This window comes from Mycobacteriales bacterium, assembly GCA_040902655.1.
GTDB lineage: Bacteria > Actinomycetota > Actinomycetes > Mycobacteriales > SCTD01 > SCTD01.
Genome location: JBBDWV010000061.1, coordinates 1 through 24082, shown reverse-complemented (window position 1 = coordinate 24082; position 24082 = coordinate 1). Strand labels below are relative to the sequence as shown.

At 73.4% G+C, this 24082-nt stretch carries 23 protein-coding genes, 1 tRNA gene and 1 riboswitch; of the genes, 8 read left to right on the top strand and 16 right to left on the bottom strand.

Annotation, left to right across the window (positions count from 1 at the left end):
* The first annotated feature begins 185 nt into the window (after positions 1 to 185).
* Complete coding sequence (locus WD794_17215; GenBank protein ID MEX2292053.1) at positions 186 to 1259, top strand: GGDEF domain-containing protein; 1074 nt, start codon at positions 186 to 188, stop codon at positions 1257 to 1259.
* A gap of 186 nt (positions 1260 to 1445) precedes the next feature.
* On the opposite strand, the gene WD794_17210 is transcribed toward WD794_17215, so the two are convergent.
* Positions 1446 to 1520 (bottom strand) — tRNA-Thr (locus WD794_17210).
* Positions 1521 to 1844: 324 nt separating this feature from the next.
* A riboswitch (cyclic di-GMP riboswitch) is annotated at positions 1845 to 1923 on the top strand.
* A gap of 18 nt (positions 1924 to 1941) precedes the next feature.
* Between WD794_17210 and WD794_17205 the strand changes: the two genes are divergently transcribed.
* Positions 1942 to 2349, top strand: coding sequence for a hypothetical protein (locus tag WD794_17205; protein ID MEX2292052.1), 408 nt, complete (start codon positions 1942 to 1944; stop codon positions 2347 to 2349).
* Between the two features lie 73 nt (positions 2350 to 2422).
* Complete coding sequence (locus WD794_17200) at positions 2423 to 3949, top strand: DUF5305 family protein (GenBank protein ID MEX2292051.1); 1527 nt, start codon at positions 2423 to 2425, stop codon at positions 3947 to 3949.
* Between the two features lie 40 nt (positions 3950 to 3989).
* On the opposite strand, the gene sigH is transcribed toward WD794_17200, so the two are convergent.
* From sigH to WD794_17155, 9 genes are all read right to left on the bottom strand, one after another.
* On the bottom strand, positions 3990 to 4886 hold the full coding sequence (gene sigH / locus WD794_17195) for an RNA polymerase sporulation sigma factor SigH (protein MEX2292050.1): 897 nt from the start codon (positions 4884 to 4886) through the stop codon (positions 3990 to 3992).
* A 244-nt stretch (positions 4887 to 5130) separates the two neighbouring features.
* Positions 5131 to 6207, bottom strand: coding sequence for a 23S rRNA (guanosine(2251)-2'-O)-methyltransferase RlmB (rlmB, locus tag WD794_17190; protein MEX2292049.1), 1077 nt, complete (start codon positions 6205 to 6207; stop codon positions 5131 to 5133).
* Positions 6208 to 6220: 13 nt separating this feature from the next.
* A complete protein-coding gene (gene cysS / locus WD794_17185) occupies positions 6221 to 7624 on the bottom strand; it encodes a cysteine--tRNA ligase (protein MEX2292048.1) in 1404 nt (467 codons plus the stop codon).
* A gap of 61 nt (positions 7625 to 7685) precedes the next feature.
* Complete coding sequence (gene ispF, locus WD794_17180; protein MEX2292047.1) at positions 7686 to 8186, bottom strand: 2-C-methyl-D-erythritol 2,4-cyclodiphosphate synthase; 501 nt, start codon at positions 8184 to 8186, stop codon at positions 7686 to 7688.
* On the bottom strand, positions 8176 to 8904 hold the full coding sequence (gene ispD, locus WD794_17175; protein MEX2292046.1) for a 2-C-methyl-D-erythritol 4-phosphate cytidylyltransferase: 729 nt from the start codon (positions 8902 to 8904) through the stop codon (positions 8176 to 8178). The genes ispF and ispD overlap by 11 nt, the downstream gene beginning before the upstream one ends.
* Positions 8901 to 10082 (bottom strand): TRAM domain-containing protein, encoded by a 1182-nt coding sequence (locus tag WD794_17170; GenBank protein MEX2292045.1) that lies wholly within the window; start codon positions 10080 to 10082, stop codon positions 8901 to 8903. Before WD794_17170 ends, ispD begins: the two co-directional genes overlap by 4 nt.
* Positions 10083 to 10210: 128 nt before the next feature.
* Positions 10211 to 10693 (bottom strand): CarD family transcriptional regulator, encoded by a 483-nt coding sequence (locus WD794_17165; protein ID MEX2292044.1) that lies wholly within the window; start codon positions 10691 to 10693, stop codon positions 10211 to 10213.
* A 123-nt stretch (positions 10694 to 10816) separates the two neighbouring features.
* Positions 10817 to 11914, bottom strand: a complete 1098-nt coding sequence (locus WD794_17160) for a 3-oxoacyl-[acyl-carrier-protein] synthase III C-terminal domain-containing protein (GenBank protein ID MEX2292043.1) — start codon at positions 11912 to 11914, stop codon at positions 10817 to 10819.
* Between the two features lie 24 nt (positions 11915 to 11938).
* Positions 11939 to 12652 carry a methyltransferase domain-containing protein gene (locus tag WD794_17155; protein ID MEX2292042.1) on the bottom strand — a complete coding sequence of 238 codons (714 nt, stop codon included), beginning with the start codon at positions 12650 to 12652 and terminating at the stop codon, positions 11939 to 11941.
* Positions 12653 to 12688: 36 nt separating this feature from the next.
* On the opposite strand from WD794_17155, the gene WD794_17150 reads away from it, so the two are divergent.
* The 4 genes from WD794_17150 (at position 12689) to disA (ending at position 16940) form a co-directional block, all read left to right on the top strand.
* A complete protein-coding gene (locus tag WD794_17150; GenBank protein MEX2292041.1) occupies positions 12689 to 13513 on the top strand; it encodes a UbiA family prenyltransferase in 825 nt (274 codons plus the stop codon).
* A gap of 173 nt (positions 13514 to 13686) precedes the next feature.
* The gene (locus WD794_17145; GenBank protein ID MEX2292040.1) at positions 13687 to 14346 is read left to right on the top strand and encodes a copper chaperone PCu(A)C; all 660 of its coding nucleotides are present in this window, start codon (positions 13687 to 13689) and stop codon (positions 14344 to 14346) included.
* Between the two features lie 58 nt (positions 14347 to 14404).
* On the top strand, positions 14405 to 15811 hold the full coding sequence (gene radA / locus WD794_17140; GenBank protein MEX2292039.1) for a DNA repair protein RadA: 1407 nt from the start codon (positions 14405 to 14407) through the stop codon (positions 15809 to 15811).
* A gap of 49 nt (positions 15812 to 15860) precedes the next feature.
* The gene (gene disA, locus WD794_17135; GenBank protein MEX2292038.1) at positions 15861 to 16940 is read left to right on the top strand and encodes a DNA integrity scanning diadenylate cyclase DisA; all 1080 of its coding nucleotides are present in this window, start codon (positions 15861 to 15863) and stop codon (positions 16938 to 16940) included.
* On the opposite strand, the gene WD794_17130 is transcribed toward disA, so the two are convergent.
* From WD794_17130 to WD794_17110, 5 genes are all read right to left on the bottom strand, one after another.
* The gene (locus tag WD794_17130) at positions 16931 to 17371 is read right to left on the bottom strand and encodes a chemotaxis protein CheW (protein MEX2292037.1); all 441 of its coding nucleotides are present in this window, start codon (positions 17369 to 17371) and stop codon (positions 16931 to 16933) included. The two genes, disA and WD794_17130, sit on opposite strands and share 10 nt — an antisense overlap.
* Positions 17368 to 18705, bottom strand: coding sequence for a CheR family methyltransferase (locus WD794_17125; GenBank protein MEX2292036.1), 1338 nt, complete (start codon positions 18703 to 18705; stop codon positions 17368 to 17370). Before WD794_17125 ends, WD794_17130 begins: the two co-directional genes overlap by 4 nt.
* Positions 18702 to 19832, bottom strand: a complete 1131-nt coding sequence (cheB, locus tag WD794_17120) for a chemotaxis-specific protein-glutamate methyltransferase CheB (protein MEX2292035.1) — start codon at positions 19830 to 19832, stop codon at positions 18702 to 18704. Before cheB ends, WD794_17125 begins: the two co-directional genes overlap by 4 nt.
* A complete protein-coding gene (locus WD794_17115; GenBank protein ID MEX2292034.1) occupies positions 19829 to 20143 on the bottom strand; it encodes a hypothetical protein in 315 nt (104 codons plus the stop codon). Before WD794_17115 ends, cheB begins: the two co-directional genes overlap by 4 nt.
* A gap of 82 nt (positions 20144 to 20225) precedes the next feature.
* Complete coding sequence (locus tag WD794_17110; GenBank protein ID MEX2292033.1) at positions 20226 to 20864, bottom strand: hypothetical protein; 639 nt, start codon at positions 20862 to 20864, stop codon at positions 20226 to 20228.
* 33 nt (positions 20865 to 20897) lie between these two features.
* On the opposite strand from WD794_17110, the gene WD794_17105 reads away from it, so the two are divergent.
* Positions 20898 to 21761, top strand: a complete 864-nt coding sequence (locus WD794_17105; GenBank protein MEX2292032.1) for an A/G-specific adenine glycosylase — start codon at positions 20898 to 20900, stop codon at positions 21759 to 21761.
* 114 nt (positions 21762 to 21875) lie between these two features.
* Here WD794_17105 and WD794_17100 read toward each other — a convergent pair.
* Positions 21876 to 24082, bottom strand: a 2207-nt coding sequence (locus WD794_17100) for an ATP-dependent Clp protease ATP-binding subunit (GenBank protein ID MEX2292031.1), incomplete at its 5' end; no start/stop codon positions are given.

Here is a 24082-nt window from a genome sequence, read left to right as displayed (position 1 = left end):
CAACTCCTGCCCGTTCACCCCAGGCGCCGGTCTGGCCTGGGCTGAACGGCAATCGCGCGTCCGGAGCGTGAAGTTCACCCGGATGCGTGGGTTGGTGAGCGTTGGGTGGCGGGAAGGCAACGAGATCGGCCTTGCCGTGCGGGCGTCGGCGACTCGGCCGTACGGCGCCAACCCGATCCTGCCGTGTGAGCGAGGCACTGACACCGATGTCACCCCAACACCAGGACGTCCCCTACCGGGACGTCTTCGCCGCAGCGCCTACACCACTGCTCGTCCTGAGCCCCGATCTGATCATTCTCGAGGCGAACGACACCTACTTGAGGGCGCTACCCGGCTACTCACGGGAGCAGCTGCTCGGCCGGTACCTGTTCGACGTGTTCCCGGAGCCTGCCCACACGCAGCACGACGGGGTGGCCAACCTGCGGGCCTCGCTGGAGCGTGCCCGGGACACCGGCCGCCCGGACACGATGGCCGTCCAGCGGTACGACATCGCCGGCACCGGCGGCATCTTCGAGGAGCGGTACTGGAGTCCGATCCAGGTTCCCGTCCTGGACGAGGACGGCCACACCATGCTGCTGCTGCACCGGGCGGAAGACGTCACAGACTTCGTCCGCGCGCGGCAACAGGGTCACGGGGAGCCGGCCGAGGACCAGGCCTGGGAGCGGCGGATGCAGGAGGTCGAAGCCGACCTGTTCGCGCGTGCCCGAGAGCTGCAGGCGCTGAACACCGAGCTGCGTGACACCCGCGACCAGCTGGCCGTGCGCGTCCTGCACGACCCGCTGACCGGGCTGCTGATCCGTCCGGTGATCCTCGAGCAGATTTCCCGCGCGCTGGCCCGGACGGCGCGCCACCCACAGCGGGTGGGCGTGCTGTTCATCGACCTCGACCGACTCAAGCAGGTCAACGACGCGTACGGCCATGCCACGGGCGACCAGCTCATCCGCTGCTTCGCCGAGGAGCTGCAACGCAGCGTCCGGCCCTGCGACGCCGTGGCCCGCTTCGGCGGAGACGAGTTCGTCGTCCTGCTTGAGGACCTGCACCAGTCGGCTGAGGCCGAGGCCGTGGCCGGGCGAGTGCTCGACGGCGTGCGGACGTGCGAGGTGCCGGCAGAGGTGGCGGAACGTCCGAGCGCGAGTGTCGGCATCGCGGTCACGCAGGACGAGGGACTGTCCGCCGAGAGCCTGATCGCCCGGGCCGACCAGGCGATGTACCGGGCCAAGCGATCGGGCGGGAACCGCTACCAGCTGTCCGACGACTGACAGTGCTCGCGGACCAGTGCGCGCCGGCGGGGCGCGTGCGGGAGCCACTCCGCGGACCCGGTAATCCCGCGGACCGTACCGCCCCATGATCAACGCCGGCCTTCCGCACATTCTCGTCCGCCGAAAACCGCGGAAGTCCGGCGTTGATCATGAGAGTTGATCATGAGAGGGCTTGCGTGCACAGGCTGGAGCCGGATGTCGGGGTTGAACCGACGACCTACCGCTTACAAGGCGGTTGCTCTACCACTGAGCTAATCCGGCGCAGGTGAGCAACCCTAGTCGGACGTTCCCGCCCCCGGCACCGGCCAGCGACCCGGGCGGTGCCGGTGGTGGTGGAACGCCGAACGACGGGCCCCCGGCGTCCCAGCCGGCCGGCATCCCAGCCGGTCGGCATCCCAGCCGGCCGGCATCCCCTCCGGTCGGCGTCGCCGTGACTCGGAAGGTGGGCTGGTGTGGATCTCCGTGTCGGCCAGCGGCGGAGAGGGCGGTACCGCGCCCGGAGCCATCGCGGCCGGTCGTCCCGGAAATATTGGTGGGTGAGTTTGCCTACAGAACTTGCGACGCCCAGACGAAGCAGCAGATTGTCAAGCGAAACGGCAAACCCGGTGCGAGTCGGGGACGCAAAGCCACGGGGCCCCAACAGGGGGTCAGCCGGGTTACCGAAGAGACAGGGAAACCCCTTATGCGCACGAACTTCAAGCTCCTGGGCGCCGTCGCCGTCGCCGGCGTCGTCGCCGCCTCCGGCTCCGCCTTCACCGCCGGCAACACCGTCGCAGCGAGCGACGCCGGCTTCGGCACCACGGTCATCAGCCCGTACGCGACGAGCGACATCCAGTACAACGCCAACAGCACCGACCCAGAGAACCTGGACAGCGTCGAGTTCACTCTCGACAAGACGGCTCGCTACGTCGCGATGCGCACGAAGGACGCCGGCAGCTGGGTCCGCTCCGACGACCTGCGCCTGGAGACGGGAACGGTCAACTCCTGCACCAGCGCTGGTGGGCTCGGCATCACCTGGACCTGTGACGTCACCGGCAACGGCGAGACCGTTCTCGCCGCCGACAACCTGACTGTCGTCGCCACCAGCTAGTCCCCTACCGGGGGCGGTCCGCGCTGACGCGGGCCGCCCCCGGCCTCAAGGCCAGTACGTCGAGGAGGCCGCGATGAGCAAGCTCGCCCTGGCGGGTGGCCTCATCGCGGCCTTCGTGATGAGCGCCGTCGCCCTCGTGCTGACCGGCACGCTCTCCGTCGTCACCACCAACGGCATCTCCATGCAGCCGCGGATCGCTGCCGGCGACCTCGTCCTCGTCGGCCCCGCCTCCTCGTACGGCGTCGGCGACTCCGCCGCCTACTACAGCCCGATGCTCGAGACCGTCGTCCTGCACCGCATCGTCGCCGTCGAAGGCGACCGCTTCGTCTTCCAGGGCGACAACAACTCCTGGCTCGACCCAGAGAAGCCCACGCTCGACGATCTGGTCGGCAAGGAGCTGCTGCACATCCCGCAGGGCGGGATCTGGCTGAAGCGGCTGACCAGTCCGCCGGCCCTCGCCGCGTACACGTTCCTCCTGCTCGCCGGTGGCGCCGCCGCCGCCACGACCAAGCGCCAACGCCGCAAGGAGCGCCGTACCGTGTCTCGCCACCGCAGCACGTCCTCCGCCTCCCTCAGCACGCTGCCGCCGGCACTGCGTCCGGTTGCCGCAACCGCGGCCGCCGTGGGCCTGCTCGGCGTCGCCCTCGGCGGGCTCAGCTGGACCCGTCCCACCACGACGACGGCGGCAGCCCCGGCCAGCGTCGACTCCAGCATCGACTTCTCCTACACCGCAACGGTTCCTGAGTCCGCCGCCTATGACGGCACGACCGTCACTGCGCCGCAGCCGGTCTTCCGCGCACTGACCGACTCGGTCGATGTCACCTACTCCTACGACGGCCGCCCCGGCAGGATCGCCGTCGATGCCGAGTTGTCCACCGCCAGCGGGTGGCGCTCCACGCTCCACCTCGCCCCGGCGCGGCCGCTGCCCGCGCAACACGACGGCAGCGTCACCCTCGACCTTTCCGCCTTCGAGGACCGGGCCGAGGCGGCCGCGGCCGTCATCGGCATCCCGGCCGGCAGCCTGACCGTCACCGTGATCCCCAGGATCTGGATGGACGGCGGCGGCCAGTTCGCCCCCCGGCTGCCCCTCACACTCGACGGCCTCACCCTCAAGCCGGCCAGCGAGGAGGCGCTGACCGCCTCCACCAGCAGCACCGAGCCGGAGGCCGGCACCGCCCCCGCCCAGCTGTCCGCCCTCGCCCGGAGCGTCGACGTCTCCACCGCCCGTACGGTCTCGGTTGCCGCCCTGCTGCTGGCCGCGTTCCTCGGCCTGGTCCTGCTGGTCCTGGGCCGCATCCTCAGCCCGGCCAGCGAGGCCGACCGGATCCGGCAGCGACACAAGGACCTGCTGCTGCCGGTGCTGCCCATCGCCCTCACCCTTGGACGACCGGTCGTGGACGTGGACAGCGTCGATCACCTCGTCCGGCTCGCCGAGCGCTACGGGCTGCTGGTCCTGCACTGGGAGCGCGGCGGCGTCACGACTTACGTCGTCCAGGACGAGGGAACCACCTACCGCTTCCGCAGCTGGGCGCCGCACGAGGTGCCCCAGCCGGAGCCACTCGCGGTCGAGGTCCCGGACGAGGTCGTCAGCAGGCACTGAGCGATCAGCCGGCTCTGAACAATCAGCCGCCCCTGAGCGATCAGCCGGATTCGGCGACCGAGCGGGCCTGCAGGTGGCCCTCGAGCTTGCGCTTGATGCGCTGCAGCGCGTTGTCGATCGACTTGACGTGCCGCTGGAGCCGCTCGGCGATCTCCTGGTAGCTCTTGCCCTCGACGTACAGGCGCAGCACCTCGGTCTCGAGGTCGGACAGCACCTCGTCGAAGTGCGCCTGCAGAGCCCGGATCCGCTCGGCGGAGATGACGAGATCGGCCGGGTCGCTGATCGCCACCGTCGGCAGGACGTCGGACAGCACCCGCTCGCCGTCGTTCTCGCCGAGGGCCGGTCGCGAGAAGGACACGTAGTTGTTCAGCGGGCCGTGCTTCTGCCGCGTCGCCGCCTTGATCGCCGTGATGATCTGCCGGGTGACGCAGAGCTCGGCAAAGGCCCGGAACGACGTCTGCAGCTCGGGGTTGAAGTCGCGGATCGCCTTGTAGAGGCCGATCATCCCCTCCTGGACGATGTCCTCGCGGTCGGCACCGACCAGGAAGTACGAACGGGCCTTCACCCGGGCGAACGCGCGGTACTTGGCGAGCAGCTCGGATTGGGCGGCTTCGCTGCCGCCGCGGACCTCCAGCACGAGGTCCTCGTCGGTCTTGCCGTCGGGATTGCGCCAGCGCTCACGCACCGGCCTGCCGCCGTGGACCTCGGCATCGAGCTCGAGAACCAGCGCCTCGGCTCGGGCGATCTCGTCGACCAGCGACACGTCGCCGTCGCCCACCAACACCTCGGCCTGGACCGTCACCGCGAGTTCCTCGACCAGGACGGCACCCTCGACCAGCTCGGGGACCACCGTCAGCAGCGTCGGCTCCGACTCGTCACCGGCGGCGTCGGACCGCGCGCAGGGCAGCCGCACGTCGTGGAACCCCCTCGCCGTCATGGGTGACGAACTGACGCCGGACGACCCGGTGAGGGACCGTCCTGCCGTCGGACCTGCAGGCTCCGGCATCCTTGCGGCCACCGTCCCGAACTCTTCCGCGAGTGGTACCGGCGAGCGTGACACGCCGCCCCACCTGCAGAAAGGCTGTGAGTCGCCCCACATCCGGATCGCAGCGTACCTCTCGGCGCAGCGGTGTCACCCGGTCGCGGCTCGGCAATCGGGTGACAGCGGGCGCAGGGCCCACTCAGCCGGCCCGACGCCGGCGCGCGACCTCGGCCAGGGTGACGGCCGCAGCGATGCCGGCGTTGAGCGACTCGTTGCCGTCGGCCATGGGGATCGAGACGGTCACGTCGCAGCTCTGCGCGACGAGGCGGCCCAGCCCCTCGCCCTCCGAGCCGACGACGAGCACCAGCGGCTCGGTCGCCAGCTCCAGGTCGTCCAGCGACACCGAGCCGTCCATCGCCAGGCCGGCCACGAACAGGCCGGCGTCGCGGTACTCCTTCAGCGTGCGCGCCAGGTTGGTGCAGCGGGCCACCGGCAGCCGGGCGGCGGCACCGGCGGAGGTGCGCCAGGCCGCGGCAGTCATCCCGGCCGAGCGGCGCTCCGGCACCAGCACACCCTGCGCCCCGAAGGCCGCCGCCGAGCGCACGACGGCCCCCAGGTTGCGCGGGTCGGTGACACCGTCCAGCGCGACGAGCAGCGGCGCAGGCGCAGCAAGGGCCTTCGCCAGCAGGTCGTCCGGGTGCAGATAGGTGTACGGGGGGACCTGCAGCGCCAGTCCCTGGTGCAGCGCACGTCCGGTCATCCGGTCCAGTTCGGCCCGGCTGACCTCCATCAGGGACAGCCGCGCCTTGCCGGCCATCGCCACCGCCTCCGTGACCCGCTCGTCCGCGTCGACGCCGATCACGACGTAGAGCGCGGTGGCCGGCACCTTGGCGCGCAGCGCCTCGACGACGGGGTTGCGGCCCACCACGGTCTCCGGCGCCTCGCCGGCGCCCCTGCGGACGCCGCGCGGGCCGGCGGCGCGATCGACCGGACGGGTGGCGCTGGCCGGATTTGCTCCGCCGCGCGCAGCCCGCTTGGCGGCCGCCGCCGCCTTGCGCGCCGCCGGGTGCTTGGTGCGCTGCTCGGCCGGTGGTGTCGGGCCACGGCCCTCGAGCTTCCTGCGGCCCTGGCCGCCGGAGCCGACGGCCGCGCCCTTGCGGTGGGTGCCGGGTTTGGCGCCGCGACCGCCCTGGCCGCCCTTGGCCACGCCCCTGCCGCCACTGCCCCCACTGCCGCCCCCACTGCCCCCACTGCTGCTGCGCTGCTTGCCGGTCATGCCGCGTCCCTGCTCAAGACAGCCTCCACCGGACGCCGGGGACCCCGTCGACCATCGTGTCCTCGAGCACGATGCCCGAGGCGTTCAGCCGGTCGCGGACCGCGTCGGCCTGCGCCCAGTCCTTGCGGGCGCGGGCACCGGCCCGCGCCTCCACCGCGATCTGGACCAGCGCGTCGACCACTCCCGACAGCTGCGAACCGCCGGTGTCGGGCCACTGCTCCACCGGGTCGAGGGCGAGCACGGTGAGCATCCGGCGGACGACCGCCAGCGTCCCGGCCAAGGCCGGCAGCTCGCGCGCGGCCAGCAGCGCGTTGCCTGCGCGTACGCCGGAGTGGATCGTGGCGAGCGCCTGCGGGACGCCGAGGTCGTCGTCGAGCGCCGCGACGAACTCCTCCCACGACGCCTTGCTCTCCCCCGGCTCGACACCCGTGGTCGCCTCGGTGGCGTTGCGGACGAAGGTCTCGATCCGGCCGTACGCCGAGTCGGCGTCGGCGAGCGTGGTGGGCGACCACTCCAGCGAGGAGCGGTAGTGCCCGGCGCCCAGGGCGTAGCGCAGCACCTGCGGTCGGACGGTCTGCAGCACGTCCTCGACGGTGGTCGAGTTGCCCAGGCTCTTGCTCATCTTCTCGCCGCCGCCGCCCGCGACGGTGACCAGGCCGTGGTGCAGCCAGTGCCGGGCGAACGGGTGACCGGCGCAGCGGGACTGCGCCACCTCGTTCTCGTGGTGCGGGAAGACCAGGTCCAGCCCCCCGGCGTGCAGGTCGAACTCCTCGCCCAGGTGGTCCACCGCCATCGCCGAGCACTCGATGTGCCAACCCGGCCGGCCCGGCCCCCATGGCGACGGCCAGGACGGCTCGCCGGGCTTGGCCGCCTTCCACAACGCGAAGTCCAGCGCATCGTGCTTGCCCGCCGTCTGCTCCGACGCGCGCAGGGCGTCGGGGTCCTGGCCGGACAGCGCGCCGTACCCCTGCACCGTGCGGACGGAGAGGTAGACGTCACCGCCGGAGGCGTAGGCGTGCCCGCGGGCGACGATGCGCTCGATCAGCGCGAGGATCGACAGCAGGCTGCCGGTGACCCGCGGCTCGGCGGCCGGCGGGAGGACCTGCACCGCGTCGTAGGCCTGCGTGAAGGCGCGGGTCATCCGGGTCGCCAGCGCCCACCACGGCTGGCCCGCATGGCCGGCATCGTGGATGATCTTGTCGTCGACGTCGGTGACGTTGCGGACGAAGGTGACGTCGTAGCCGCTGGCCAGCAGCCACCGGTGCAGCACGTCCAGGGCGATGGCGCTGCGCAGGTGACCGACGTGCGGGCGGGCCTGCACGGTCGGCCCGCAGGTGTAGACACCGGCGTGCCCGGGGCGCAGCGGCTCGAACGGCCGCACCGCACGGGTCGCGGTGTCGTACAGGCGCAGGGTCACGAGGTCCGAGGCTACCGGCGCGGCCCTTGCGTCCTGCTCCCCCAGCGCCAGGGTGCTCCTCTCAGCATGACGTCACGATCAGGGCGGTGGCGACGGCGGCGAGCCCCTCGCCGCGGCCGGTCAGGCCGAGGCCGTCGGTGGTCGTAGCGCTGACGCTGACCGGTGCGCCGAGCACCGCCGACAGCGCGGCCTCGGCCTCGGCCCGGCGCGGGCCCAGCCGGGGTGCGTTGCCCACCACCTGCACGGCGACGTTCCCGACGGCGAAGCCCGCCGTTTCCACTCGCCGGCGGGTCTCCGCGAGCAGGTCGGCGCCGGACGCGCCCTTCCAGCGCGGCTCGCCGGTCCCGTAGTTGCTGCCGAGATCGCCCAGCCCCGCGGCGGACAGCAGCGCGTCGCAGGCGGCGTGCGCGGCGACGTCGCCGTCGGAGTGCCCGGCCAGCCCGTCGACGCCCTCCCACAGCAGCCCGGCCACCCAGCAGGGCCGGCCGGGCTCGAAGGGATGCACGTCGGTGCCGACGCCGACGCGGGGCAGCAGCGCCGTTCCCGACCGGTCAGCCGGCATGGCGACCCTGGGCCGGCGCACGCAGCGCCAGTACCGCCTCGGCGAGCAGCAGGTCCAGCGGACGGGTCACCTTGAAGGCCTCCTCGTGGCCGGCGACGGTGCACACCGAGACCCCGAGCGCCTCCACCAGCCCCGCATCATCGGTCGCGACAGGTGGAGCGGCGTCCGGACGTCCCGGCGAATGCTGCACCGACGCCGCATGCGCCCGCTCCAACACGTCACGCCGAAAGCCCTGCGGCGTCTGAACCGCCCGGAGCGATGAGCGGTCCAACGTCGCCAGCACCCGGGCACCGTCCACCGACTTGACCGTGTCAGCGACCGGCAGCACCGGCACCACCGCCTCCGCCCCGCCACGCAGGCAGGCGACCACCGTCTCCACGAGCTCGGCGGGCGCCAGGCAGCGCGCCGCGTCGTGCACCAGGACGAGGTCGACGGCAGGATCCAGCGCCGCGAGCGCCGCCCGCACCGAGTGCTGTCGCTCGGCTCCGCCCGCGACCACGGCGACGTCGTACGGCGCCAGCAGCGCCTGCACCGCGGTCACCTCGGCGGCCGGCGCCGCGACCACCACCGGACCCACCGACGGCGTGGCGCGCAGGCCGCGGACGGCGTGCACGAGCAGCGGCTCACCGGCCAGCGTCCGCAGCGCCTTGGGAGCGCCGGCGCCGAGGCGGACGCCGAGACCGGCGGCCGGGACCAGCACCCCGACCACAGGGCTCACGAGCTGCGGCGCGGGGCCGCCGGGGGACCGGGCCGGGCCGAGGCCGGCCGCGGGGGGACGGCCGACGGCGTCGGGCGGCCCGGGGCCGCGCGGGGGGTACGGGTGCCTCGTGGGGGCGCCGTCGTGTCGTCGTCGGTCGGCCGACCGAAGACCAGCCGGCCGTTGGCGGTGGTGAGCACGCTGGTCACCCGCACGCCGACCTCCTGGCCGAGCCGGCCACGACCGCCCTCCACGACCACCATCGAGCCGTCGTCGAGGTATCCGACCGCCTGCCCGGCCTCCTTGCCGGCCTTGAGCAGCAGCACCGGTACGTCATCGCCGGCGGCCACCGGCGGGCGCAGCGCCAGCGCGAGGGCGTGCAGGTTCAGCACCCGCACCCCGGCCAGCGCTGCGGCCTTGGCCAGGTTGGTGTCCAGCGTGAGCAGCGCGGCGTCGCGGTCCAGGCAGATGCGCACCAGTTTGGCGTCGACCTCGTGCACCCCCGGGACGTCGAGGTCGAGCACCTCGACCTGCACGCCGTCCTCACGCTGGAGGGCCTCCAGGACCTCGAGGCCGCGGCGGCCGCGGGAGCGGCGCAGGTCATCGCCGGCGTCGGCCAGCCCCTGCAGCTCGGCCAGCACCGGGCCCGCGACGAGCATCGTGCCGTGCAGGAAGCCGGCCCGCACGACGTCGAGGACCCGGCCGTCGATGGCGACGGAGCTGTCGATGACGCGGGGCAGCGCCGCGGGCGGGGCTGCGCGCGGCGCGAGGCCGGCCCGCTCGCCGAACATCGCCAGCACGCCCTCGCGCTTGCTCATCGCGACCTGCGAGCCGAAGTAGCCGAGCACCACGACCACGAAGGCGAACAGTGGGAAGGCCAGATAGGCCTGTGGCAGGAAGAAGACCGGCCAGGCCACGCCCGCGCCGACCAGCACGCCGCCGACCAGACCCAGGCCGCCGGCGACCAGCTGCTCGGCCGACACGTCCCGCAACCGCGAGCGGGCCACCTCGGCGGTGGCGGCAGTCTTGCGGCCGAGGACCCCGCCCAGCACGTAGCCCAGGCCGGAGCCGAGCACCAGCCCCAGGGCAGTGCCGTTGAGCGCGCCGAGGACCGGGCGGTCGGGCTCGACCGAGGAACCCACCTGGTAGCCCGCCCCGGCGAAGAACACCACGACGAGCAGCCGCAGCGCCTCGAGCACGGCGTACGGCGTACGGGGTGTGCGGGTGGGCCGGGAGAGGGGAAGACGCCGCGGGCCCGGGTCGCCGCCCCCCTCTGAGGGGTGGACAACCGGGCCCGAACGCTTGTCCATGGAGGTCCCGCCGCCGGCTAGGAGGCGAGGACCTCGTCGAGGATGGTCTCGGCCTTGTCCTCGTTGGTGCCCTCAGCGAGGGCCAGCTCGCTGACGAGGATCTGCCGGGCCTTGGAGAGCATCCGCTTCTCGCCTGCGGACAGGCCCCGCTCCTTGTCGCGGCGCCACAGGTCGCGGACGACCTCGCCGACCTTGTTGATGTCGCCGGAGGCGAGCTTTTCGAGGTTGGCCTTGTAGCGACGCGACCAGTTGGTCGGCTCCTCGACCGCAGGGGCGCGGAGCACCTCGAAGACCTTGTCGAGGCCTGCCTGTCCCACGACGTCGCGAACCCCGACGATCTCGGCATTGTCCGCGGGGACCCGAACGGTCAGGTCACCCTGGGCGACCTTGAGGACCAGGTAGATCTTGTCTTCGCCCTTGATGGTGCGGGTCTCGATGGCCTCGATGAGCGCGGCCCCGTGATGCGGGTAGACGACGGTCTCGCCGACTGCGAACGTCATGTGTGTGTAGCCCCTCTCGCCGAGCCAAGGGTAACACCCGGCGGCACCGGCCGGAGGCGCGTCGTCGCAGGTCAGAGGGCCTCTCAGCTCTTGACATAGTGGCTCCGGGGTGCTCCGGCCGGGTCAGCGGCGACGGCGGAGCAGCGCGGTGTACAGCGTGAGGCCGGGACCGAAGGCCATCGCGACCACCGTCCCGCCGGGTGGGACGTCGACCGTGCCGGCGAGCCGCTCGAGCACCAGCAGCACCGTCGCACTGGAGCAGTTGCCGACGTCGCGGAGCACGTCATAGGACGGGACGAGCTGCTCCTCGGCCAACCCGAGGACCTCGCCCACGACCTCGACGATCCGGCGTCCGCCGGGGTGGATCGCCCAGCCGTCCACGTCGCCGACGGCCAGTCCGTGCCGGCCGAGCAGCTCCTCGACGACCGACCGGGCGTGCCGGGCGAGCACGTCCGGCACGGCCGGCGACAGGCCCAGCTTGAAGCCCAGGTCGGTGACGTCCCAGGTCATCAGGTCGGCGGTGCCGACGTCGGTGCGGGCCACCAGGTCCACCACCTCGAGCCCCGGCGCCGCATCTCCACCCATCCCGGCCACCCCGACCGGCTCGAGCACCACCGCGGCCGCGGCGTCGCCGAACAGCGCGTGCGCGACCATCTGCTGCAGGTCCTCCGGCGTCGGCGAGCCGGTGCGGGCGGTGTCGCCGGCCGGCTGCACGTGCAGGCTGGTCAGCTCGAGGCAGAGCAGCAGGGCAGGCTTCGACCGCGCCGTCACGAAGTCGGCGGCCGCGCCGAGACCGGGCAGCGCCGCGTAGCAACCCATGTGGCCGATGTGCAGGCGCTGCACGCTGTCGGTCATCCCGAGGTCGCGGGCCAGCAGGACGTCCAGGCCGGGGGTGGCGTAGCCGGTGCAGGAGACCACCGTGAACAGACCGACGTCGGCGGCGTCCAGCCCGGCGGCGTCCAGCGCGGAGGCGACGGCCTGCTTGCCCAGCGGCATCGCCTCGGCCAGGAAGCGTCGCATCCGGGCACCGGTCGTCCAGCCCGAGACGTCCTCGACGGTGGGGTCGACCACGCCGCACCGCGAGCTGATGCCGGAGTGCTCCCATACCTTACGGGCCAGCGGCGCGTCGGCGTAGTGCTCGCGGAAGAAGCCGTCCCACAACCGCTGCTGGTCCATCGGGGCGGGCAGGGCGTGGGCTCCGCCGGTGAGGGCTGCGGCCATGAGGGGGTCCTTCCTCAGCCGGGGTCAGGGGCCTTTGCGGCCGGACGCCTGGAACAGGCCGGCCGTGGAGCGGGTCGGGAGCATGCGAACCGACCTCCTCCTGCCCAGCAGCCAGCCGAGGTACTCCGTCGCGCTCGGCCGCAGGCCGCTCAGCTGCAGGCGCACCCCGCCCCGCTCCGCGGCCGCGACCAGGTCCGCGCGGTCGACGAACAGCGCCGGGTCGTGCAGCCCCCGGGGCGGCCCCGCGGGGATCCGCTCCCCCACGGTGACGGACGAGAAGCGGCCCCACCAGGTGGCAGCGATCGTGTCGACCACCAGAGTTCCGCCCGGCCGCAACACCCGGCAGGCCTCGGCGACCAGCACCGGCGGGTCGGCGACGTGCTCGAGCACCTCACCGGCCACCACCACGTCGGCCACCTCGTCGGCGAAGGGCAGCTCCAGCACGTCGCCGCGTACCGGCACCACCCCGTGCTCGCGGGCCAGCGGGAGCGCGGTCGGCGACAGGTCGAGGCCGACGTGCCGGTGGCCCTTGCCCCTCAGGTGCGGGGCGAGCACCCCCCCGCCGCAGGCCAGGTCCAGCAGCAGGCTGCCCTCCCGTACCGCGACCGGGACGAGCCGGGCCCGGGCGTGGGCGATCCAGTGCAGCATCGCGAAGTCACCACGGGGCTCCCACCACTGATCGACCAGCTCGTCGTACTGGCGGGGGTCGTTCCTCCTGCTCGGCTTCGCTGGACGCATGGGCCACTGTCCCAACAGCTCCGCGACACTGGCCTGGTGACCTCCGCCGGGGCCCTCGTGCGCGCCAGCCACCCCGAGCCGACGGTCGCCGTGACGGCGATCGCGACGGCTCTGGCGCTGTCCAGCGGCCTCGGTGCCCGCAGCGCGCTGCTGAGCGCGGCCTTCCTGAGCGGGCAGCTGTCGGTGGGCTGGAGCAACGACTGGATCGACGCGGCACGCGACCGGCGCACCGGACGGGCCGACAAACCGGTGGTCCGCGGGAGCCTGCGGGTCGGTGTCCTCCGGACGGCGGCGCTGGCCGCCGCCGCGCTGTGCGTGCCGCTCTCCCTGGCCCTCGGCCTGCGCGCCGGCCTGCTGCACCTCTCGGCCGTCGCGGCGGCCTGGGCGTACAACGCCCGGCTCAAGAGCACCCTGCTGTCCTGGGCGCCGTACGCCCTGGCCTTCGGCGCTGTGCCGTCGGTCGTGACGCTGGCGCTGCCCGAGCGGGCCCTGGCGCCGTGGTGGGCGACCGCGGCCGGTGCCCTGCTCGGCGTCGGGGCGCACCTGTGCAACGCGCTGCCGGACCTCGAGCAGGATCTCGCCACAGGCGTCCGCGGCCTGCCGCAGGTCCTCGGCTCCCGCCGGTCCGGCGCGCTGGCCGCGCTGCTGCTGCTGACCGCCACCGGGCTGCTGGCCGCGGGCCCCGGCCAGCCGGGACCGGGGGCGCTGCTGGCCGTGCTCGCGGCGGCGGGCGTGACCGGTTGGGGGCTGGTGCGCGCCCGCCGGCCGGGCTCGCGGGAACCGTTCCGCGCGGCGATCCTGGTCGCGGCCGTCTCGGTCATCCTGCTGGTCGCCCGCGGTGCCGTCCTGGTCCCGGGCTGAGACAATGGTTGGCCCCTCACCAGCACTCCGGACCGCTTGGATACGGTGTGGAGCACGCCCATCGTGATCTTTGCCCTCGACAGCAACGACCGCATGCCGGTCCGTGACCCGGGAGATGTGCGGCCCGCCGACCTGGCGGCCGACCTCCCCCTTCTCGCCCAGGGAGACGCACCGTGAGCATCGTGTCCGACCGGCCGGCCCCGCGCCGCCTCGCTGCCGGTCTGCTGGCCGCGGCCACCGCCGTCGCCGTCAGCGGCTGCGGCGCCAGTCTGGACGCACAGACCTACCAGCAGCGGAGCAACGCCGAGTCCAGCGGCGCGGCGGTGGGGGCGCTGGCGCTGCGCAACGTCGGTGTCCTGGCGCCCTCCTCAGGGGAGCGCTACGAGATCGGCGACGACGCGCGCGCGACCGTCACCGTGGCCAACGCGGGGCCGGACGAGGACCGCCTCATCGAGGTGACCTCCTCGGCGGCGCGGGAGGTGGCGGTCGTGACCGACGGCGCCGGCGACGAGCTCGTGGTGCCGGGTCAGGGCTCGACCGGCAGCTCGGTGCACCTGCAACTGCGCGGGCTGACCCGCCCGCTGCGCCCCGGGGAGTACGTCGACCTGGTCTTCCGCTTCGCGCGCAACGGCACGACCGAGGTGCTCGTGCCGGTGGCGACGACCGGCAGGACGGACCGGCCGGTCTACACCGGGGAGCGGTTCGAGGGCGGCGAGGAACCTGCCCTGCAGGCACCGGCCGGTGGCGACCACGGGGCTGGGCACGGCGGCGAGGACGAGGAGAAGACCCGCAAGGCCTCCTCGACCGTCGGCGAGACACCGGCGCCGCACTAGCCCGAGCGCCCGGCGGGGCAGCGGGGCGATGTCGGACGGCGCCGCTAGCGTCCGCGCCATGGCCACGACCGCCCGCAGGGAACGCCCCGCCCACCGCTGCACGGAGTGCGGCGGCACCGTCGGCAAGTGGGTCGGCCGCTGTCCGCAGTGCCAGGCCTGGGGATCGATCGCCGAAGCGGCTGCGGTGCGCGCGCTGCCCGGGCTCAAGACCGCCCGCACCGGGTCGACGCCCGAGCACCCGGCCCGGCCGCTGGTCGAGGTGGCCGCCGAGCGGACGCCCCGCGAGCTGACCGGGCTGGCCGAGTTCGACCGGGTGCTGGGCGGCGGCCTGGTCGCCGGGCAGGTCGTCCTGCTGGCCGGCGAGCCCGGCGCCGGCAAGTCGACCCTGCTCAACCACGTCGCCCACACGATGGCGCTGCGCAACAAGACGACGAACGTCCTCTACGTCTCCGGCGAGGAGAGCGTCGAGCAGATCAGCCTCAGGGCCCGGCGGATCGGCGCGACCGCGCCCGGGGTGCTGCTGGCCGAGGAGAGCGACCTGGGTTGCCTGCTCGGGCACGTCGAGGCACACGACCCGGTGCTGCTCATCGTCGACAGCGTGCAGGCCGTGGCATCCACCGCCGTCGACGGCAGGGCCGGCGGCATGGCGCAGGTGCAGGAGGTCACGCAGGTGCTGGTGCGGGTCGCCAAGGCCCGCCGGATGCCGGTCCTGATGATCGGGCAGTCCACCCGCGAGAACGCCGTGGCGGGGCCGCGCGCGATGGAGCACATGGTCGACACCGTGCTGACCTTCGAGGGCGACAAGCACACCTCGCTGCGGCTGCTGCGGGCGGTGAAGAACCGCTACGGCCCGGCCGACGAGGTGGTCTGCTTCGAGCAGTGCGACGACGGGCTGCGCGAGGTCCCCGACCCCTCCGAGCTGTTTCGCAGCCACCGCGAGGTGCCGGTCCCGGGGACGGCGGTCGCCCTCGCGGTGGACGGTCGGCGGGCGGTGCCGGCCGAGGTGCAGGCACTCGTGGCGACGACGCAGTCCGGCAATCCTCGCCGCGGCGTCACCGGCCTGGACACCTCCCGGGTGGCGATGCTGCTGGCCGTCACCGAGCGGGCCGCCGGGATCGTCCTGGACCGTGACGTGTTCGTCGCGACGGTCGGCGGCGCGAAGCTGTCCGATCCGGCCACCGACCTCGCGGTGTGTCTGGCCGTCGCCTCGGCCGGTCTGCAGGTGGCGATGCCGGCGGACGTCGCCGTGATCGGCGAGGTCGCGCTGTCCGGTGACATCCGCCCGGTCGGACACCTGAGCCAGCGGCTCGCCGAGGCAGCCCGGCTCGGCTATCGCCGGATCCTGGTGCCGCCGGGCTCGTCGAAGCGCCGGACGGCGGTGCCCGAGGGGGTCCACATGGTCGAGCTCGAGCACCTCGGCCGGGCCCTGGAGGCGCTGGCCGGATACGCCGGCCGGCGGCGGTGACATCGGCTCCTAGACTCCGCCCGTAGACCCAGCGACAGGAAGGACGCCGGTGACGAGCGCCGATGACCTGCTGCGCTCGACGCTGGCTGCCGTCGCCCCCGGCACCGCCTTGCGTGACGGCCTCGAGCGGATCCTGCGCGGCAGCACCGGTGCGTTGATCGTCATCGGCTACGACAAGACGGTCGAGGCGCTGGCCACCGGCGGCTTCGAGCTCGACGTCGACTTCTCCGCGCAGCGGCTGCGCGAGCTGGCGAAGATGGACGGCGCCGTCGTCGTCACCGGCGACCTCACCAAGATCGTGCGGGCCAGCGTCCAGCTGGTGCCCGACCCCGACATCCCGACCGAGGAGACCGGCACCCGGCACCGCACCGCGGAGCGGGTCGCGAAACAGACCGGGCACCCGGTCATCTCGGTCAGCCAGTCGATGCGGATCATCGCGCTCTACGTCCACGGGCTGCGCTACGTGCTCGACGACAGCGCGTCCATTTTGTCCCGTGCCAACCAGGCCCTGGCGACCCTCGAGCGCTACAAGCTGCGGCTGGACGAGGTCGCCGGGACGCTGTCGGCGCTCGAGATCGAGGATCTGGTCACCGTTCGCGACGCGATGGCGGTCAGCCAACGGCTGGAGATGGTGCGGCGCATCGCCACCGAGATCGAGGGCTACGTCGTCGAGCTCGGCACCGACGGACGGCTGTTGTCCCTGCAGCTGGACGAGCTGATGGCCGGCGTCGAGGGCGAACGCGAGCTGGTGGTCCGCGACTACCTGGTCACCGGCAGCGGCCGCAGGACACGCCGGCTGGAGGACGCGCTGGCCGCACTCGACAGCCTGTCCGCCGCCGAGCTGCTCGACCTGTCGGCGGTGGCCAAGGCGGTCGGCTTCCCGGCCGGGGCCGACCCGCTGGAGACGGCCGTCAGTCCGCGCGGCTACCGACTGCTCGCGAAGGTCCCCCGCCTGCCCGGCCTGGTGGTCGACCGGCTGGTCGAGCACTTCGGCGGGCTGCAGAAGCTGCTGGCGGCCGGCATCGACGACCTGCAGGTCGTGGAGGGCGTGGGCGAGACCCGCGCCCGCAGCGTCCGTGAGGGGCTGTCCCGGCTGGCCGAGAGCTCGATCCTCGAGCGCTACGTCTGACGGACGCTGTCGACCATCCGCGCGAGGTCGACGAGGAAGACGATGCCGTCGGCGCCCCGCAGGACCTCCACGACGTACGCCGGGAGCACCCCCGCCTCCGGCGCGGCGCCGGCCGGCGTCAGGCCCTCGCGGGGCACGACGGCCCGCACCTGGTCGACGGCGACGCCGACGGTGCTGCCGTCGACCAGTCCCTCACGACCGTCGGAGCGGCCGCGTTCGAGCACCAGCACGTCGCCGCGCCGGCCGGACGTCGCGCCTCGGCGCAGGTCCAGCACCGGCAGCGCCGTCCCCCGCAGGTCGAGCACTCCGGCGAGCGGCGGCGTCATCCCGGGCAGGTCGGCCAGCCCCTCCAGCCGGACCACCTCCCGCACGTCGGACAGCGGCGTCGCGTACTCGCGGGCACCGAGCCGGAAGGTCACCAGGCCGGTCATCGCCGGCTCCCGTGGGACAGCTGTCCCTCGAGTTGGGCGCACAGCTCGGCCAGCTCCCGTGCGCTGCGGCCACCCAGCTCGGGGGCGGTGGCGTCGCCGTCGAGGGTGAGCGTCGCCGCGGCGGCGCGGTACTCCCGGGCTGCGGCCGCCGGGTCGCCGCAGCGGGCCAGCGCGCCGGCCAGCAGGAAGTGCGCGAGGCCGGCGTCGGGGTCGAGGTAGACCGCGCGGCGCAGCGCGGGCAGCGCCTCCCCGTCCAGCCCCTGGTCGACCAGGGCCAGGCCCAGCAGGTAGTGCACCTCGGCGCGCAGCGGGTCCGCCTCCGCGGACAGCCGCGCCAGTCGGGCGGCATCGGCGTACCGGCCACCGGCCAGCGCCTCGCGGACGGCGGGCAGGTCGCCGACGGGGGCCGTGCCTGCGGCAGGGTCCGGGCACGCCGGCTCGGTACAACGGCTCTGCGGCAGCACGGCCCGGCGTTGCGGCGCCGGCTCGTCCAGCCGGCGGTAGACGTAGGCCGCGGTGTCCGCGCTCCCGAGGGCGACCAGGCGGAAGCTCTCGCTGACCTGCCAGAGGGTCTCGGAGTGGCCGAGCAGCAGATAGCCGCCGTTGCGCAGCGCGGTGTGCAGCCGGGTCATGAGCGCCCGGGTGGTCTCCCGGTCGAAGTAGATCGTCACGTTGCGGCAGAGCACGAGGTCCAGGCCTGCGTCGGGTGGCGCGTCCAGGACCAGGTTCGAAGCGCTCAGCTGGACCAGCTCGCGGACCTCCGGGCCGACCGTGAAGCGGCCGTCCCCGGCCGGGACGAAGAAGCGGGCCAGCTGCTCCGGTGTGGCCAGCCGTACGGCGCGGGCGCCGTACGTCGCGCGGCGGGCGGCGGCGACGGCGGCCTGCGAGAGGTCGGTGCCGAGGATCGAGATGTCCCAGCCGGCCGTGCTCGACAGCAGCTCCCGGACCATCATCGCGATCGTGTACGGCTCCTCCCCGGTCGAGCAGCCGGCGCTCCAGATCCGCAGCCGCCGGCCACGCGCGTCCGCCTCGCGGAGCAGCTCGGGCAGGACGTGGGTGCGCAGCGCCTGCATCTGCGGCGGATTGCGGAAGAAGTGCGTCTCCTGGATCGTCACCTCGTCGAGCAGCCGCTGGCGTTCCGGCGCGCCCGGTGCGGTGACGAGGTCGAGGTAGTCCCCGACGCGGAGGATCCCGGTGGCGCGCAGCCGCTCACGGATCGAGTAGCCGAGCGAGGAGCGCCGGCCCTCGTCGAAGACCAGGCCGGCGCAGCGGGACAGCAGCAGCCGAAGCCGAGTGAACTCCTCGTCGCTCAGCACCACGGCCGCCGTGCTCATACCGACGTCCGGCCGAGCGAGGCGAGCAGCGCCGGCGCGATCCGCTCGAGCGGCAGCTGGCGCTCCACGGCGCCCTGGGCCACCGCCGCCGCCGGCATGCCGTAGACCGCGCAGGTGGCCTCGTCCTGAGCAAGAGTGAAGGCGCCCCGCCGGCGCATGGCGAGCAGCCCCGCCGCGCCGTCCCGGCCCATGCCGGTGAGCAGCACGCCGACCGCCTCCGGACCGAGCGACCGGGCCACACTCTCGAAGGTCACATCGATGCCCGGGACGTGGAACTGCCCGGGCGCGGGCGGGGTGCACAGGACCCGCAGCCGGTCGTCCTGCACGAGCAGGTTCCCGCCGCTCGGTGCGAGGGTGACGGTGCCGGGGACCAGCCTCCGGCCGCTCTCGCCCACGACGACCGGCATCGGCACCAGCCCGTCCAGCCAGGCGGCCAGGCCCGGGATGAACCCCTCGGCCATGTGCTGCACGACGAGCACCGCCTGCCCGAGGTCGCCCGGAAGCCGGCCCAGCAGTGCGAGCAGCGCCTGCGGTCCACCGGTGGAGGCACCGACGGCGACCAGGCGGACCTGGCCACCGGGCGGACCCGGCCGGACCTGCGAGAGCCCAGAGACGGCCAGCGGGCGGCGGCTGCCGCCGCCGAGGGCCGGGACGGAACCGGTCATGCCCTGCGTCCGGAGCCGGCCGCGGGGATGGGTGATGACCCGGATACGGGCCGCTACGCGCAGGGTGCGCCGCAGCACCTCGGCGTAGTCCTCGAGGCTGCCGTCGTCGTCCGGCCCGGGCTTGGCGAGGACGTCGACCGCTCCCGCTGCCAGCGCCTCGAGCGCGTTCTCGCTGTTGGTGCCGCCGACGAAGGCGCTGTAGACCACGATCGGCGTCGGGCTGGCGCTCATGATCGCCTCGATCGCCTCGATCCCGCTCATGACCGGCAGGTCCAGGTCCATCAGCACCACCGCCGGGCGCAGCCGCCCGACCAGCGCCACCGCCTCCTTGCCGTTGCGGGCCTCGCCCAGCACGGTGAGGCCCTGCCCGGCCTCGAGCGCGGCCCGCAGGAAGCGCCGCTGGACCGGCGAGTCGTCGACGAGGACCACCGTGATCGGCGCACTCGGCTCCGGGACACTCACCTGCCGACCCAGCCCTCGAGGCGGCCGGCGAGCTCACGGACCAACTCGGTCGTACGAGCAGGGTCGGGCGCGTCGCGGGCCAGCTCGGCCTCCAGGGCGCGGGCGCACCGGGAGACCGCGATCTCGCCGACGACGACCGAGCTGCTGCCGAGGGCGTGCGCGTCCCGCAGCGCGTGCGGGCCGGGTGGGACGTGCAGCAGCCGCAGCAGGCGCGGCAGGCGTTCGCCGACCTCACCGGCGAAGGCGGACCGTAGCCCGGCGAGTGACTCGGGCGGCAGGGGACGACGACGCTGCCCCCGGTCGTCCTGCACTGACGCACTCCTCACCTGGCGGCGGGGGTCCCCGCTCCGGAGGTCTCGACGCGCCGACGAAGCGGCTTGAGGAGCGACCGGCTCAGCGGGTGAATCGGAAGGCGTCGCCTTCGACCCGCAGCTGACCCACCCGGCCGGTGACCCGGTAGGTGCCCGGCTCGGCACGCTCCTTGCCACCGGTGCAGCCCGGGCGGGACCGGCGGGCATCCCAGGTCACCCGCTGCACCACCGGCTTGCGCGGCTGCAGCGTCGTGACGCGCTCCGCGCCGCCCGGCGCGCAGTCGTCACTGGACCAGATCCGGTCCTCGCCCGAGGTCACCAGCAGCTCGACCGCCGCCTGGCCCAGATCGCGGGTGCACGGCCCGCCGCCGGTGTTCTCCACGCTCAGGGACAGCCGCGGGCTGCTGCCCACGCGGTAGCTGGAGCGATCGGCGGAGGCTTGGATCTTCAGCGCCTCGGGCTGACAGATCGGCGGACCGGGCGGGCTCGGACCGGCAGTGGGCACCGCGGGCTGCGCCGTCGGAACGGCCGTCGGGGCGGCTGGCGGGGAGGCTGGCTGCGGGGCGGGGCTCGGCGCGGCGACCGAGTCCGGCCCGTCGTCGCCGGAGAGCAGCCGGGTCAGGAGCACCAGCAGCAGGAGCAGGACCGCCGCCAGGGCGGCACGACGTCGCCAGTACGTGGACGAGGGCTCCGGTCCGACCGGCCGCCAGTGCAGGGCCATCGCCTCGGGAGACTAGCCGCCTACGCTCGCCCCGTGGTCGACCTCGCCGACGCCGTCACCGGCTGGTACGCGCACGCGGCGCGCGACCTGCCCTGGCGTCGACCCGGCGTGGACGCCTGGGCGGTGCTGGTCAGCGAGGTGATGCTCCAGCAGACCCCGGTCGCCCGCGTGGTCGGGCCGTACACCGCCTGGCTCCAGCGGTGGCCGAGCCCGGCCGCGCTGGCCGCCGACCCACCGGGCGAGGCGGTGCGGATGTGGGGGCGGCTGGGCTACCCGCGGCGGGCGCTGCGGCTGCACGCGGCGGCCGTCGTGGTCGTGGAGCGGCACGGGGGATCGCTCCCGGTCTCCGTCGCCGACCTGCTGGAGCTGCCGGGGGTCGGCGACTACACGGCCCGCGCAGTCTCGGCGTTCGCCTACGGCCAGCGGGTGCCGGTGGTGGACACCAACGTCCGGCGGGTCGTGGCCCGGGTGGTGCAGGGGCGGGCGGATGCACCCGTCACCCGGCGCGACCTGGCGCTGGTCGAGTCGCTGCTGCCGGAGGATCCCGGGGCGGCGGTCACCGCCTCGGCCGCCTTCATGGAGCTGGGCGCGCTGGTGTGCACCGCCCGCGCACCCCGCTGCCCGTCCTGCCCCGTGCAACCGGCGTGCGCCTGGTCGACGGCGGGCCGGCCGGAGCTGGACGCCCCCCTACGCCGGCCGCAGCCCTATGCCGGAACCGACCGGCAGGTGCGCGGCCGGCTGCTGGCGGTCCTGCGCGACGCTCCCGGCCCGGTACGGGCGGACCGGCTGGCGGCGGCCTGGGACGAGCCGGTGCAGCGGGCGCGGGCCCTGGACGGGCTGGTCACCGACGGGCTGATCGAGCCGCTCCCGGACGGGTGGTACGCCCTGCCGGCCTGAGGTGCACTGGCAGACCCCGTGCACTGGCAGACCCCGTGCACTGGCAGACCCTTGCGTCCTGCAGCCTGCGCCGCGGATCGGCCCTGGCTGCAGGACGCAAGGGGAGAGCAGGTGCTACTGCTGCTCGGCGGCGGGACCACCCGCGAGGTCGACCGGCAGCGCGTCCGGCACCGCGGTCGGCTTCGCCTCGCCGCGGAAGCTGAACTTCTGCTCCGCGCCCTCGGCGGCCTCGACGTCGACCACGACGATCTGCCCGGCCGACAGCGTGCCGTAGAGGATCTGCTCGGACAGCTGGTCCTCCAGCTCCCGCTGGATGGTGCGGCGCAGCGGCCGGGCACCGAGCACCGGGTCATACCCCTTCTTGGCCAGCAGCTGCTTGGCCGCCGTAGTGACCTCCAGGCCCATGTCCTTGTTGCGCAGCTGGGTGTCGAGCCGGGCCAGCATCAGGTCCACGATCTGCAGGATCTCGGGCTCGGACAGCTGGTGGAACACCACGATGTCGTCGATGCGGTTGAGGAACTCGGGCCGGAAGTGCTGCTTGAGCTCGTCCTGGACCTTGGTCTTCATCCGCTCGTAGGCACCGCTGGTGTCGTTGTCCTTCTGGAAGCCGAGGTTGAAGCCCTTGGAGATGTCCCGGGTGCCCAGGTTGCTCGTCATGATCAGCACGGTGTTCTTGAAGTCGACGACCCGGCCCTGGGAATCGGTCAGCCGACCGTCCTCCAGGATCTGCAGAAGCGTGTTGAACACGTCCGGGTGCGCCTTCTCGACCTCGTCGAAGAGCACCACCGAGAACGGCTTGCGGCGCACCTTCTCGGTCAGCTGGCCGCCCTCTTCATAACCGACATAACCAGGAGGCGAGCCGACCAGACGAGAGACCGTGTGCTTTTCCATGTACTCGCTCATGTCGAGCAGGATCAGGCTGTCCTCGTCGCCGAACAGGAACTCCGCCAACGTCTTGGACAGCTCGGTCTTCCCGACGCCGGACGGGCCGGCGAAGATGAACGAGCCGCCGGGACGCTTGGGGTCCTTCAGACCGGCGCGGGTGCGGCGGATCGCCTGGGAGACCGCCTTGATGGCCTGCTCCTGGCCGATGACCCGCTTGTGGAGCTCGTCCTCCATACGCAGCAGGCGGGCAGTCTCCTCCTCGGTCAGCTTGAAGACCGGGATGCCGGTCCAGATCGCGAGGACCTCGGCGATCTGCTCGTCGTCGACCTCGGCGACGACGTCCATGTCCCCGGCCTTCCACTCCTTCTCGCGCTGGGCCTTCTCGCCCAGCAGCGTCTTCTCCTTGTCACGCAGCGACGCAGCCTTCTCGAAGTCCTGCGCGTCGATCGCGGACTCCTTGTCGCGCCGCACGTTGGCGATCCGCTCGTCGAACTCGCGCAGGTCCGGCGGCGCGGTCATCCGGCGGATGCGCATGCGGGAACCGGCCTCGTCGATGAGGTCGATCGCCTTGTCCGGCAGGAAGCGGTCGGAGATGTAGCGGTCCGCCAGGGTGGCGGCGGCGACCAGCGCGCCGTCGGTGATGGAGACCCGGTGGTGCGCCTCGTAGCGGTCCCGCAGGCCCTTGAGGATCTCGATGGTGTGGGCCAGCGAGGGCTCGCCGACCTGGATCGGCTGGAAGCGGCGCTCGAGCGCGGCGTCCTTCTCCAGGTGCTTGCGGTACTCGTCGAGGGTGGTGGCACCGATCGTCTGCAGCTCACCGCGGGCCAGCATCGGCTTGAGGATGCTGGCGGCGTCGATCGCGCCCTCGGCGGCGCCCGCGCCGACCAGGGTGTGCAGCTCGTCGATGAACAGGATGATGTCGCCGCGGGTACGGATCTCCTTGAGGACCTTCTTCAGCCGCTCCTCGAAGTCACCGCGGTAGCGGGAGCCGGCGACCAGCGCGCCGAGGTCGAGGGTGTAGAGCTGCTTGTCCTTGAGCGTCTCCGGGACCTCGCCCTTGACGATGGCCTGGGCCAGCCCCTCGACGACGGCGGTCTTGCCGACGCCGGGCTCGCCGATCAGGACCGGGTTGTTCTTCGTACGGCGCGACAGCACCTGCATGACGCGCTCGATCTCCTTCTCGCGCCCGATGACCGGGTCGAGCTTGGACTCGCGCGCCGCCTGGGTGAGGTTGCGGCCGAACTGGTCGAGCACCAGCGACGTCGACGGAGCGCCCTCGGCGGGACCGCCGGCGGTGGCGGACTCCTTGCCCTGGTAGCCGCTCAGCAGCTGGATGACCTGCTGGCGGACCCGGTTGAGGTCGGCACCGAGCTTGACCAGCACCTGCGCGGCGACGCCCTCGCCCTCGCGGATCAGGCCGAGCAGGATGTGCTCGG